Source organism: uncultured Lactobacillus sp. (genome assembly GCF_947367085.1).
Lineage (GTDB): Bacteria > Bacillota > Bacilli > Lactobacillales > Lactobacillaceae > Lactobacillus.
In genome coordinates, this window is sequence record NZ_CANBCP010000047.1 from 1 (window position 1) to 13,023 (window position 13,023).

The 13,023-nt window shown below is 34.9% G+C and carries 14 protein-coding genes; 3 read left to right on the top strand and 11 right to left on the bottom strand.

Annotation, left to right across the window (positions count from 1 at the left end):
• The 4 genes from Q0Y70_RS07545 to msrB form a co-directional block, all read right to left on the bottom strand.
• The coding region (locus Q0Y70_RS07545) for a YitT family protein (RefSeq protein ID WP_297819203.1) at positions 1-182 on the bottom strand (182 nt) is incomplete at its 3' end.
• A gap of 62 nt (positions 183-244) precedes the next feature.
• On the bottom strand, positions 245-802 hold the full coding sequence (msrA, locus tag Q0Y70_RS07550; protein WP_297819206.1) for a peptide-methionine (S)-S-oxide reductase MsrA: 558 nt from the start codon (positions 800-802) through the stop codon (positions 245-247).
• A 98-nt stretch (positions 803-900) separates the two neighbouring features.
• Entirely contained in the window at positions 901-1,668 is a 768-nt protein-coding gene (locus Q0Y70_RS07555; protein ID WP_297819209.1) for an SGNH/GDSL hydrolase family protein, read from the bottom strand.
• 6 nt (positions 1,669-1,674) lie between these two features.
• On the bottom strand, positions 1,675-2,115 hold the full coding sequence (msrB, locus tag Q0Y70_RS07560) for a peptide-methionine (R)-S-oxide reductase MsrB (protein WP_297819212.1): 441 nt from the start codon (positions 2,113-2,115) through the stop codon (positions 1,675-1,677).
• 130 nt (positions 2,116-2,245) lie between these two features.
• Here msrB and Q0Y70_RS07565 point away from each other — a divergent pair, with 130 nt between their 5' ends.
• Positions 2,246-3,430 carry an aminotransferase class I/II-fold pyridoxal phosphate-dependent enzyme gene (locus Q0Y70_RS07565; RefSeq protein WP_297819215.1) on the top strand — a complete coding sequence of 395 codons (1,185 nt, stop codon included), beginning with the start codon at positions 2,246-2,248 and terminating at the stop codon, positions 3,428-3,430.
• 64 nt (positions 3,431-3,494) lie between these two features.
• Here the strand turns inward: Q0Y70_RS07565 and aspS are convergent, their stop codons facing one another.
• From aspS to prmA, 6 genes are all read right to left on the bottom strand, one after another.
• The gene (gene aspS / locus Q0Y70_RS07570; RefSeq protein WP_297819217.1) at positions 3,495-5,348 is read right to left on the bottom strand and encodes an aspartate--tRNA ligase; all 1,854 of its coding nucleotides are present in this window, start codon (positions 5,346-5,348) and stop codon (positions 3,495-3,497) included.
• A gap of 6 nt (positions 5,349-5,354) precedes the next feature.
• Positions 5,355-6,641: a histidine--tRNA ligase gene (hisS, locus tag Q0Y70_RS07575; protein WP_297819220.1), complete on the bottom strand. Its 1,287-nt coding sequence runs from the start codon at positions 6,639-6,641 to the stop codon at positions 5,355-5,357.
• 269 nt (positions 6,642-6,910) lie between these two features.
• On the bottom strand, positions 6,911-7,348 hold the full coding sequence (dtd, locus tag Q0Y70_RS07580; protein ID WP_297819223.1) for a D-aminoacyl-tRNA deacylase: 438 nt from the start codon (positions 7,346-7,348) through the stop codon (positions 6,911-6,913).
• Entirely contained in the window at positions 7,348-9,594 is a 2,247-nt protein-coding gene (locus Q0Y70_RS07585; protein ID WP_297819226.1) for a bifunctional (p)ppGpp synthetase/guanosine-3',5'-bis(diphosphate) 3'-pyrophosphohydrolase, read from the bottom strand. Before Q0Y70_RS07585 ends, dtd begins: the two co-directional genes overlap by 1 nt.
• A gap of 15 nt (positions 9,595-9,609) precedes the next feature.
• On the bottom strand, positions 9,610-9,963 hold the full coding sequence (locus Q0Y70_RS07590) for a hypothetical protein (protein ID WP_297819229.1): 354 nt from the start codon (positions 9,961-9,963) through the stop codon (positions 9,610-9,612).
• 42 nt (positions 9,964-10,005) lie between these two features.
• On the bottom strand, positions 10,006-10,950 hold the full coding sequence (prmA, locus tag Q0Y70_RS07595; RefSeq protein WP_297819232.1) for a 50S ribosomal protein L11 methyltransferase: 945 nt from the start codon (positions 10,948-10,950) through the stop codon (positions 10,006-10,008).
• Positions 10,951-11,007: 57 nt separating this feature from the next.
• Between prmA and ybaK the strand changes: the two genes are divergently transcribed.
• Positions 11,008-11,511, top strand: a complete 504-nt coding sequence (gene ybaK / locus Q0Y70_RS07600; RefSeq protein ID WP_297819236.1) for a Cys-tRNA(Pro) deacylase — start codon at positions 11,008-11,010, stop codon at positions 11,509-11,511.
• A gap of 94 nt (positions 11,512-11,605) precedes the next feature.
• Complete coding sequence (locus Q0Y70_RS07605; protein ID WP_297819239.1) at positions 11,606-11,740, top strand: LPXTG cell wall anchor domain-containing protein; 135 nt, start codon at positions 11,606-11,608, stop codon at positions 11,738-11,740.
• Between the two features lie 62 nt (positions 11,741-11,802).
• Here the strand turns inward: Q0Y70_RS07605 and Q0Y70_RS07610 are convergent.
• A partial coding sequence (locus Q0Y70_RS07610; protein WP_297819242.1) for an HAD-IC family P-type ATPase occupies positions 11,803-13,023 on the bottom strand: 1,221 nt, incomplete at its 5' end.

A 13,023-nucleotide genomic window follows, 5' to 3' on the forward strand; every position in this document is an offset into this window, starting at 1 on the left:
GGCAAATATCGGGACGATACTGACTGCAAAATTTGAGCAAAACCAGTAATCCCAGATGCATAAATTTTACCTGGTTGCCAAAAGAAATTTAAGGCGACTGCAACTGCCAATGCGTAAAAAAATGCTGCCGAAATTTTAGAAATCAAATTATGCCGGCGAGCAAGGACTTCAAATTTTCCCATTTTTATTCCTCTAAAAAACTTTTTACTAATAGTTTAAAGAAAAAAACATATTTATCAAGACCTTATTTTGACCAGTGTTGCTTAATAAACTGCTTACGACCGCCCATTTCTTCTAATTGATATCGAGCTGGATCCTTTTTATAAAAATCCTGATGATAATCCTCAGCTGGATAAAACGGCATTGCCTTCTCAATTCTTGTTACAATTGGCTTATCAAATTTTCCAGAGTCTTGTAGTTGCTGTTTTGACTCTTCAGCGATTTTTTCTTGCTCAGTGCAATTATAATAAATCACTGGCTGATACTGACTTCCTCTATCTTGAAATTGTCCCATTGCATCTGTAGGATCAGTTACTTGCCAGTAGATACTTACCAAATCTTTATATGAAATCTTTTCAGGGTCAAAAGTAATTTTAACAGCTTCTGTATGCCCAGTTTCTCCCGTGCAAACTTGTTCGTAAGTTGGGTTAGGTACATTTCCGCCAGTATATCCTGAAACCACGCTCACTATACCGGACATTTGATCGAATGGTTCGACCATACACCAGAAACATCCACCTGCAAAAATTGCCGTGTCATAGTGCGATTTTTCACTGCTGTTAAGGGTTTTATCATTGTTCATATTCTTAGTACTTCTTTCAAAATCTTTAAAACTCCCCACTATTTTCGGGCATTTCAAATAAAAACTCTGGAAAGTCAAAAGCTTCCAGAGAATTCGTATTAATTACTTTCAATAATTTTATTCAAAGCTCTTTCAAATACTGGAGTCCAGCTAAGCTGATAACCCGCCCGAGTTGGATGAATAGAATCAAACATATACAGTTCTCGCTCTTTATCGGAATAATCAAATGCAGGATCCTCCCATAAATTTAAAAACGTAAAATTCCATTTTTTCTCAAGATTCTTAGTCATCTCAACCATTTCTTGGTAACGATCAGATTTAAACTTCGGATTAGAAAATACAATTACCGGACAATTCCAAGTCTTTTTAACATAATCCAAAATATATTCGATAGCACCTGTCACGGTAGTAATATCGTATTTATCATTTTCACTAATTTTGCCTATACTTATCTGATCATTTCTCGCATCATTAGTAGACAGCTGCAAAACAAAGGCACTGATTTTTTCCAAGACAGGTAGTTTTTCCAGTCTTGTAACATATGATCCATCATCAATCTCTGCTAAAGTTGTACCAGATACTGCTTCTTTAAAGGCAAATATACCATCTTTTTTCACCAAATAGTCAACAAATGATTCTCCAAACGAAGCTGCACCATAAGTAACAGAACTACCCAAAAAGGCAATCTGCTTATTTACTAAATCACTTGCTTGTCTCTGAGTTTCAGCGACACTATATCTAACCTGATTTCCAGCTGCCTGGATAGATTTAGTTAATAATTCTGGATTTTTATTGGCCATTTCTAGCAATTCTGGAATATTTTCTTCTGGAACCTGTAAATCATCAAATTTTTCAATAAAGTTCATAATTCTTTACCCTTCAAAAATCTTTTTATATTCTCCATATCCCTCACTATCAAGCTTATCATAAGGAATGAACTTTAGCGCAGCAGAATTTATACAATATCGTAATCCTCCCGTCTCATTTGGACCATCAGTAAAGACATGTCCCAAATGAGAATCTGCAATGGGACTTTTTACCTCCGTTCTTTCCATATTATGTGACTGATCTCGATGATAAGTTAATTTTTTTATCGGTTTTGTAAAACTCGGCCATCCACAACCTGCATCATATTTATCTTGACTAGAAAATAAAGGTTCTCCTGACACCACATCCACATAGATCCCTTTTTGATAAAAATTATCATACTTGCCAGAAAATGGATATTCTGTTGCTGCATTTTGAGTAACTTGATATTGTTCATCGGTCAACTTTTTTAAAGCTTTTTCTTTATCGAAATTATTTTTCTGCATATATAGTATCCTTTCAGTTACTACTATAACAAAAGATATCCTTGTAACTAAAACAATTTGTATTAAAGTATTGTCACATATAAATCTTTATTTTAAAATTCATATGAACGAAATATAAGGAGAGAGAAAAATGCCACATTTAGCTTTGGAGTTAAATAATTGTTTGAACAAAAGAGTATCTGAATTAGGACCATCTAAAATTAGAGCTTTTGACCAAAAAGTTTCTTCAATTCCAGGAATTATTAAATTAACTATTGGTGAGCCGGACCTCAATACTCCCGACCATATTAAACAAGCAGCCGTAGATGATATTTTGGCTAATGATTCTCATTATGCACCACAAAGTGGAAAAACAGAATTACGTCAAGCTGTTAGTTCTTATCTAAAGCGATCATTGGATTTAGAATACGATCCAGATAAAGAAATTTGTATTAGTGTCGGAGCAACTGGAGCCTTAAACGATGTTTTTATGTCAATTTTAAATCCAGGAGATAAAATTATTGTTCCAACTCCTGTTTGGGCCTTATACTTTCAATTGATCAAGATTACGGGAGCAATCCCAATTCAAGTTGATACTTCTAAAGACGGTTTTATTTTAACTAGTCAACATCTTCAAAGAGTAATTGACGAACAAGGACCAGTCAAAGCAATTATCTTGACTGATCCTTCGAATCCGACTGGACGTGTATATTCAAAACAGCAATTACATGATCTAGCTCAAGTAATTAAAGAAAATAACCTAATTTCGATTAGTGATGAAATTTATGGTGAACTAGTCTATGGAAGTAATAAGCATCATTCTTTGTCACAATTTATTCCTGATCGTAATATTCTTATTTCTGGTTTATCTAAAGCTTACGCCATGACTGGTTGGCGTTTAGGCTATATTGCAGGACCAAGTGAGATTATGAAAAATATCATTAAAATGAATGCCTTTCTCGTTACTTCAGTTACTGATAATGTTCAAGCTGCAGCTATTGAAGCATTAAATAATGGAAGCAATGATCCACTTGAAGCTCGAAAAGTCTATGAAGATCGACTTCAGTTCATGAAAGCAGGTCTAGAGAAAATAGGATTTGAAATGTCTACTCCACAAGGAGCATTTTATATCTTTGCAAAAATTCCTGATCAATTTGGTAATGACGATGAAAAATTCGCCAACGAATTAGCTTTTCACGCCCGTGTAGGTGTCACTCCTGGAAGATATTTTGGCGAAGGTGGTCAAGGCTACGTCCGTTTATCTTACGCATCATCTAAAGAGAATCTAAAAGAATCACTTCGCCGAATTACTAATTTCGTTGAAAACTTAAACTAATATTTTATTTAAAACGCAAAAATGCAGCTGTTATAAAAGCAGCTGCATTTTTTAATATTCAAAATTATTCATCCCAAGTTGAGTTCTTATCAGCATCTTCTTGGGCTTCTTTTTCTAAACGAGCTTCAATTTCTTTGACACTCTCTTCGTACTTATCTTCAACTTTGATACCAATATCATCAAGTTGTTGATCAGCTACCGGAGCTGGAGCATGCATCATTGGTTCTGAAGCTGACGCATTCTTTGGAAAGGCAGTAACATCACGGATATTATCTTTTTGTGCTAACATCATTGCAAATCTATCAAGACCAATTGCAAGACCAGCATGTGGTGGGAATCCCATGTCTAATGCATCTAATAAGTAGCCAAATTGTTCATAAGCACGTTTTTTAGTAAATCCAAGTGCTTTAAACATCTTTTCTTGGATTGAACGTTTATGGATACGGATTGATCCACCACCCATTTCGTCACCATTCATCACAATATCATATGAACGAGCGTGAGCTTTATGAGGATCAGTATCAAGAAGCTTGATTCCTTCATCATCTGGCATAGTGAATGGGTGGTGAGCTGCAATCCAGCGACCCAAACCTTCATCATATTCAAATAATGGCCAATCAACCACCCAAACAAAGTCATAGACATCCTTAGGAATAATTCCTGTTTCTTTAGCAAATTCGCGACGCAAATGATCAAGTGAATCAGTAACAACCTTCCACTTATCAGCAACAAAGACAACCAATTCGCCGCCTTCAAGTCCAAATTCTTTAATCAAAGCTTCTTTATTTTCATCATTTAAGAAACGTGATACAGGACCTGAAAATTCGCCATCTTCATATTTTACCCAAGCTAAGCCCTTAGCATGGTAACGTTTAATACAGTCTTGCTTTTCTTCGATCTTCTTACGTGAATATTGCTTAGCACCGTTTTTAACAGCGATACCCTTCACATAACCGCCATCAGCAATTGCACCGGAGAAGACTTTAAAGTCACTATCTTTAAAGATTGGGCTTAAGTCATGAATGAACATCTCATAACGAGTATCGGGTTTATCTGAACCATACTTGTTCATTGCTTCATCCCAAGTAATACGCTTGATTGGAGTCTTAAGATCAATACCCATAACATCTTTCATGATCTTCTTCAAAAGACCTTCGGTATAATCTTGAACGCCTTTTTCATCTAAGAAAGAAGTTTCCATATCGATTTGGGTAAATTCTGGTTGACGGTCGCCACGCAAGTCTTCATCACGGAAACAACGTGCTAATTGGTAATACTTATCAAAACCGGCACCCATTAACAATTGTTTAAACAATTGTGGTGATTGTGGAAGTGCATAAAAGCTACCTGGATAAATTCTTGAAGGAACCAAATAGTCACGTGCACCTTCTGGAGAAGACTTACCTAAAATTGGAGTTTCAATATTAATGAAGCCATTTTCATCAAAGTATTCATGAACTGCTTTCAAAATCTTAGAACGTAAAATAATTGCACGTTGTAAAGTTGGACGACGTAAATCCAAGTAACGGTACTTTAATCTAGTTTGTTCTGCAGCATTGATATCATCCTTAATTTCGAATGGTGGAACTTTAGATTTATTCAAAACGTCAATTTCAGTGGCATCAACTTCTACTTCACCAGTCTTCATATCTGGATTGACACTTGAACGCTTTACAACTTTACCCTTAACTTCAATTACATCTTCATTACCTAATGAATCAGCGATCTTCATCAATTCTTCGCCGGAGTCTTTATTTACTACAACTTGAACGATTCCTTCACGGTCTCTTAAATCAATAAAAACTAAATTACCTAGATTTCTAACTCTTTGAACCCAGCCGTATAAAGTGACTTCTTCGCCTTCGTATTTGCTAGTAATATTTCCAGCATAATCTGTTCTTTTGTCCATATGTTCCATTTTGTCTTATTCCTCGATTTTCTTCATAACATTTTGCATATCATTTAGATCTTCCAAACTAAGATCGATAGTTTTACCATCTGCTAAACGCTTAATATTCAAAGTGCCATTTTCCAATTCTTTGGCACCCAAGGTAATTACATACTTAGCGTGGACACGATCAGCTTTTCTAAATTGCTGTTTGAGCTTTCTTTGATCGACATCATACAGAGTCTTAAAGCCCTGGTTTCTTAAACTGCGGGCAATTTCAACCGTCTTCATTTCAGTTCCAGCACCAATATTTGTAATAAAGAAATCAATGCCTTCATCTTTAAACAAATCAGGATTTTGCTGTTTTAAGACAAGCATGAGTCTTTCTTCTCCAATACCAAAACCCACAGCTGGAGTAGACGGACCATCAAATTCCTCAACCAAATGATCATAACGACCGCCGCCTAAGATAGTTGTTGCGGATTCCCATAAGTTTTTATCAGCAACCATAAATTCAAAGATTACGCCAGTGTAATAGTCAAGTCCACGAACCAAATCGTCATCCATTACATAATCAATGCCAAGCTGTTCTAGCATATCAGTAATCGTCTCAAATTTACTCTTAGATTCTTCATCAAGATAATCAACAATCTTAGGAGCATCTGGCAAAAACTTTTTATCTGCTTCATCTTTTGAATCTAAAATTCTCAGAGGATTTAATTCCAGTCTTCTTTGAGAGTCTTCAGAAAGTTGGTCTTTAACTGGAGTAAAGTAATTTACTAAAGCATCATGATAATCTTGACGAACTTGGGCATTACCTAAGGTATTAATATGAAGTTCATAATTCTTTACACCCAACTCAGCTAATAAGTCATGTCCCATCATAATTGTTTCTACATCAGCCAAAGGACTATCTGAGCCAAAACTTTCAACCCCAATTTGATGAAATTCTCTTTGACGTCCAGCTTGTGGTCTTTCATATCTAAAAGTGTTATCAATATAGTAAACATTAAATGGTTTTACTACATCTGGTCCGTAAATCTTATTTTCAACATAAGCACGTACTACGCCAGCTGTTCCTTCTGGACGAAGAGCAATGTGACGTCCACCCTTGTCATTGAAATCATACATTTCCTTTGAAACAACATCTGAAGTTTCACCAGATGAACGTGAAAACACTTCATAGTTTTCAAAACTTGGGGTTCTAATTTCTCGGTAATTTGCACGCTTGAAGAAATCACGTGCAATTTGTTCAACTTTTTCCCAAGATCCGGATTCTTCTGGCAATATATCTACTGTTCCTTTAGGTCTTTGAACTCTCATTTAATCATCCTTCATTTTAAATTTGCCAAAAAAAGCGCCCTTGAACTTAATCAAGGGCGCATAAATTAGCACGGTACCACCTTTTGCTTGCTGCGATTAACGCTCGCGAAACGATCCATTATCTGTTAAAGGTGTCACAGATAGCGATCTATCTACTTTTTCACCAAGCAAGTAGTCTCTGTAAAAGATCGTGCTAATCTACATTCTTTGTCATCGATAATTCTTTTTTAGAATATATTTTTTATTAATTATTGTCAATAGTTTTTATTCTATAGATCCAAAACTATTGTAAAAGGACCATCGTTTTCTAAACTAACCTGCATATCGGCACCAAATCGTCCCGTTTCAACATGAAAACCTTTGGCTTCAAGTTCTGAGTTAAAATCTTCCCATAGCTCTTTTGACTTGGGCGGACGCATAGCATCGACAAAACTTGGGCGATTACCTTTTTTAGTATTGGCAAGTAGAGTAAATTGACTGACACTTAAGATTTCCCCATTAACATCTTTCAAAGACAAATTGGTTTTACCTTCACTATCTTCAAAGATACGCATTTTTGAAATCTTATCAGCAGCCTTTTTAACTACTTCTAGATCATCACCATCTTTTAAACCAACTAACAAAAGAAAACCTTTATTAATTTTACCTACAACTTCATCATTAATCTTTACTTGGGCTTCATTAACCCTTTGAATAACTACCCGCATTAATTTACTGACCTCTTTGCTTCATATACATTAGAAATATCACGCATTCTAGATAAGATATCTTCTAAGTGAGCTGCATCTCTAACAGAAACAGTAGCGTAAATATGAGCCATATTATTACTATCTACTTTACCAGAAATATTAACAATATTTTTCGTCTTAGAGTTTAATGCATTAATTACATCACTTAGCAGACGTGATCGATTAAAGCCGTAAACTTCAATATCAGCGTTATAATTTTCATTATTTTTATTGCGAGCAATGTTTTCCCAAGCCACATCAATAAGACGGCCTTGTTTTTTGGCTTCTTCAGTTATATTACGACAGTCTGCCCTGTGAATTGTAACGCCGCGTCCCTTAGTCACATATCCAATAATTGGATCTCCTGGAACCGGATTGCAGCATTTAGCTAAATGAAGCATCAAGTCCGAAACACCTTGGACCATCACACCGTTATTGTGCTTAATCCTCATTACATCTGCCGGCTTTGAAGTATCTTGTTGGGTAATACTTTGCTGGCCAGCATTCATAATGTCTTCTTCTTTTTGACGCTGCTTTTCTTCTTCTTTAGCTTTTCTGACATCTTCAGTTAAACGGTTAGCAACCGTGGCTGGTGACACCTCACCAAAACCCACAGCAGCAAACAATTCATCTTTAGTGTGATAGTTAAAATGAGAAATCACTTTTTGAATATGATCTTTATCCATGAATTCTTTAGGATTGAAATCATGATTTAAAAGATCTTGTTCAATTAGATTCTCTCCTTTTTCAATATTCTCTTCACGATCTTCTGATTTAAAGAAACGTTTTATTTTGTTTCTAGCACGCGAAGTCTTAACTAAGTTAACCCAATCTCTTGATGGAGTAGCTGAGGATTGAGTCAACATTTCAACGACATCACCATTTTTGAGCTTATAATCAAGAGGTACAATTTTACCATTGATTCTAGCGCCAACTGAATGGGCTCCAACTTCAGAGTGAATTAAATAAGCAAAATCAAGAGGCACTGATCCTTTAGGAAGTTCATAAACATCCCCTTTTGGTGTAAAGACATATACTCTATCTGAAAAAATATCTGTCTTAACACTCTTCATGAATTCATGTGAATCTTTAGTTTCGTCTTGAAGCTCTAAAATTTCTTGAAGCATATTGAGCTTTTTGTTTGCTTCAGTTTGCTCAACTTCCCCTTTAACTCCTTCTTTATATGCCCAGTGTGCTGCAACACCGTATTCAGCAACTTCATGCATGGCTTGAGTTCTAATCTGAATTTCAAGCGGTTTTCCGCCAGGTCCAATAATTGTAGTGTGAAGAGATTGATAACCATTTGATTTTGGAACTGCGATATAATCCTTAAATCTTCCTGGCATTGGCTTCCATTTAGTATGAACGGCTCCCAAAACTGCATAACAATCTTTCACAGATTTAACAATCACACGTACAGCTAACAAATCATAGATTTCGCTGAAATCTTTATGTTTGTTGACCATCTTTTTATAGATTGAGTAAATATGCTTGGGACGCCCGTAGATTTCGTAATCTATGTGCAAACTATCAAGGGTCTGACGCAAGATTTTAATTGCATCTGAAATATAGCCCTCACGTTCACTACGTTTTGACTGCATCAAATTAACAATTCGGTAATATTGTTCAGGATTTAGGTAGTGAAGACTCATATCCTCTAATTCCCATTTGATGGTCCCGATACCTAATCTGTCAGCTAAAGGTGCATAAATATCAAGGGTTTCGTCAGCAATTCGGCGTTGTTTATCTGGTCGTAAATGATCTAAGGTATGCATATTATGCAAACGATCAGCTAATTTAACCATAATTACACGCAAATCTTTTGCCATCGCAATCAACATTTTACGGTGATTATCAGCCAGGTATTCTTCATGGGTTTTTGACTGGTATTGAATCTTAGATAACTTAGTAACTCCATCAACTATAAAAGCGACATCTTTACCAAATTTTTCTTTAATTTCTTCATTTGTCACCGGAGTATCTTCAACCGTATCATGTAGATAACCAGCTGCAACAGTATCAGGATCTAGTTTCAAATTAGCTAAAGTACCTGCCACTTGTGTTGGATGAATAATATATGGTTGTCCTGAGACTCTAAATTGTCCTTCGTGAGCCTTACGTGCAAATTCATAAGCTGATTCAACGAAAGCAATATCATCTTTACTCATATATTTTTTGCATGCTGCTAAAACCTCATCATGCGTCATTTCACGATATTTTGACATAAACTTTCACCTAACCTATTTCTTTTCGTGATAAAAATCGTTTCTCCATAAGCCAAATAATTCAAAACATAAATACACAATGCATAATAAGTAATTATATTTTGCAAAATGGATAGTTACAGCTAACGCAAAAATAAGAGGAAACAATAATAACCACCATTTACTTAGTTTTTTAATGTCCATTAAATGGCCAATTTCAAAAGCAATGAAAGAATTAAATATAAAAAATATCAATCCAACACGCCAAACTCGACTTAAATGGACTAAAGGACAAATTATCCAAATAACCACAGCTAATAAACTTAACCAAATTATCGGCATAAAGTCTCTTTTATTTAACTCTCTAAAGAATTTACTAATATTTGACATAATAAAAAACAACCTTTTTTCTTTTTTATAAATTTTAGCACTTTATTGCTCTTTTCTGCAGATTAATAAACAAATCCAGCGTTTTTCTTGCATCTTCATTTTTATTTCAAAATTATGCTCATCAAGTGCTTTTTCAATTTTAGGCAATTGCTTGTAGTCAATTCCTGAAAAGATGACTTGTCCATCAGGATTTAAGTGACTGTCTAAATCAGGAATTAATTCTAGCAAAATATCTGCTAAGATATTTGCCACAATAATGTCAAATTTCTTTTTTGTGTCTTTTAATAAGCTAGCTTTTTTAACGGTGATATTTTCGACATCATTTAGCTTAATATTTTCTTTAGCTGCGCTGACAGCTTCATCTGAAATATCAGTAGCTAAGATGCTTTTAGCTCCTAATTTGGATCCGGCAATCGCCAAAATTCCTGAGCCAGTACCTACATCCATCATAGTCATTGGCTTAATTAAAGCTCGCTGCATCGCAAGCAATACTAATTGTGTAGTAGTATGACCACCTGTACCAAAAGCAAGACCAGGATCAAGACGGATCAATTTTTGATCTTTAAAAGCTGGTTGATAATTTTCCCATTCTGGCACAATTGCAAGCGAACGTGAAAAATCAATTACGTGGTAGTATTTTTGCCATGCTGTGTTCCAATCTTCGTCGGCAACATTCTTAGTTGAAATTGAAACATTCCCAATGTTTAAGCCAAAACCGGCCATTTGCTTAATCTTATCTTTGATTTGATTAACCAGTTTCTCTTTATCTACATCAGCTTCAAAATAAGCCGTCAATTCCAAATCTTCAGGTAAATTTTCTATATCATCTAACTCAACCAAGCTTGAATCATGTTTTTGACCTTCTAAAATGAAGTCACTTCTTTTTCTAACTTCAATTCCTTGAGCATCTAATTCATCCTGTAAAAAATAAGTTAGGCCATCTTCTATTTCATGTCCACAATTAATTTTAATTGCTAATAATTTCATACATAACTCCTTTGACACCTCATCATCGCATCGTTATTATGAATACTGGTGATAAAAATGTCGAAAAAAAATAAAAAAAGCAAACTAAAGAAAACTCTAGTTGAAAAAATGCTTGATCAAAAAAAGATTCCTTATGAACAAATGTCCTTTGACACCATTCAAAAAGGAGACGTCAAGCAAATGGATACTTCTATTTTAGCCAAAGATGAGCATTTGGTCTACAAAACCTTAGTCTGTGAAGGAAATAAAGTAAGTCCAGTGGTTGCTGTTATTCCAGTAACTGAACATTTAAGCATGAAAAAGCTGGCTAAGGCTTCCGGCAATAAAAAATGCGAGCTACTTGCTTTGAAAAAATTAGTAGCTACTACGGGATATGTTCATGGAGCAAATACCCCTATTGGTATTTATGAACAACACCATTTTCCAATTTTTCTTGATAGCAGTATGAAAAACGAAGACCAGATTGCAGTATCAAGTGGTGAAGTTGGTCGAAGTGTCAAAATTAATCCAGATGATTTGCAAAAAGTAACTGAAGGAACATTTGTCGATTTGCTTGAATAAATAACATTGTAAGCGGTTTTTTATTAGTCGCTTTTGCTATACAATGTGAATGAATAGATTTATATTGTTAATGCAAAGATAGGAAGTATAAAAAATGAAAATGTTTCTAACTACTTTACCTCAAACTGGTGCAGTAGCAAATTGGATTTGGGGTATCATTGGTTTTATTTTAGCTGCTATTGCAATCATGGTAGTCATTGCTTGTACAACTGAAAAAGATAAAAAATAAGTTTATAGGCAGCTATAAAAAAACAGACAGTCAAAAAACTGTCTGTTTTTTTTATGCCCTATTTAGGCTAATTTCTTTTTTAATTTTTTACCTTCCTTGTATGCTTGTTTTAAATCTCCGATTGTTGTACTTGAGCCCTTTTGATTATATACATTCAACACTTCTTGGAAACCATCTGCCAGTCGACTCAAATACTTAAAGACAGTAACTTCGGCAAAGAACAAAATGACTAATAGGAAAATTGCCGTCGTTGAAATTTTTGAAAGTGCAAATAAATTATGAGCGAATATAATCGCAAAAATCAAACACAAAAATGAAATTATAAACACTGTCACACGATACTTATTCATTGGAGCTGAAATTTGATATAAGACCATCATCCCGACCGCAATCAGTAACATTGTAGCGGTCGTAGCCACTTCTTGATGTCCTAATGCCAACACCTGATCGGCTATTACTAAAACAGATACCGCAATCATATCAGTTATCCCACCAGGAATCGCTCTGGTCATTACATTTGGAATGAATTTACCACGAATTCGTGAAAAATTATTTTCTAAAGCTAGCAAAAATGATGGTAAACCAATCGTAAATGCAGAAATAAGTGCGATTTGAGTTGGTCGCAATGGATAAGTTAACGCAAATGCCAAGGTAAAGAAAGTCATTAGCAAAGAAAAAATATTTTTAACTAAAAACAAGCTTGCTGATCTTTCAATATTATTGACTACCCGTCGTCCTTCATTAACAATATCTGGCATTTTTGCAAAATTTGAATCAAGCAAAACAACTTGAGAAGCCTGAACAGCTGCGCTATTACCTGAAGCCATCGAAATTGAACAATCAGCTAATTTCATCGCAAGAATATCGTTCACACCATCACCCGTCATTGCAACAGTATTACCTGCTTTTTGGAGAGCCTTAACTAAATAACGTTTTTGTTCTGGTTTTACACGACCAAAAACATTATATTTTTTAACCGCTTCATCGTAATTATGCTGATCTAATTGCGTCGCATCGATATATTTTTCGCTACCTTTAATTCCTGCTTGTTTTGCAACACGTGATACAGTTAAAGGATTATCTCCTGAAATGACTTTAATTTGAACACCTTGTTTATCAAAATATTGAAAAGTCTTCTTTGCATTTTTTCTAATCGGATTATTAATTAAAACTAGCCCCAATAAATCAACTGGTTCAGTTAGTTTTTCACTCTCATTTTTTAAAGGCTTAGGATATTTTACAAATGCAACTACTCGATAACCCTGACTTGTATACTCATTTAT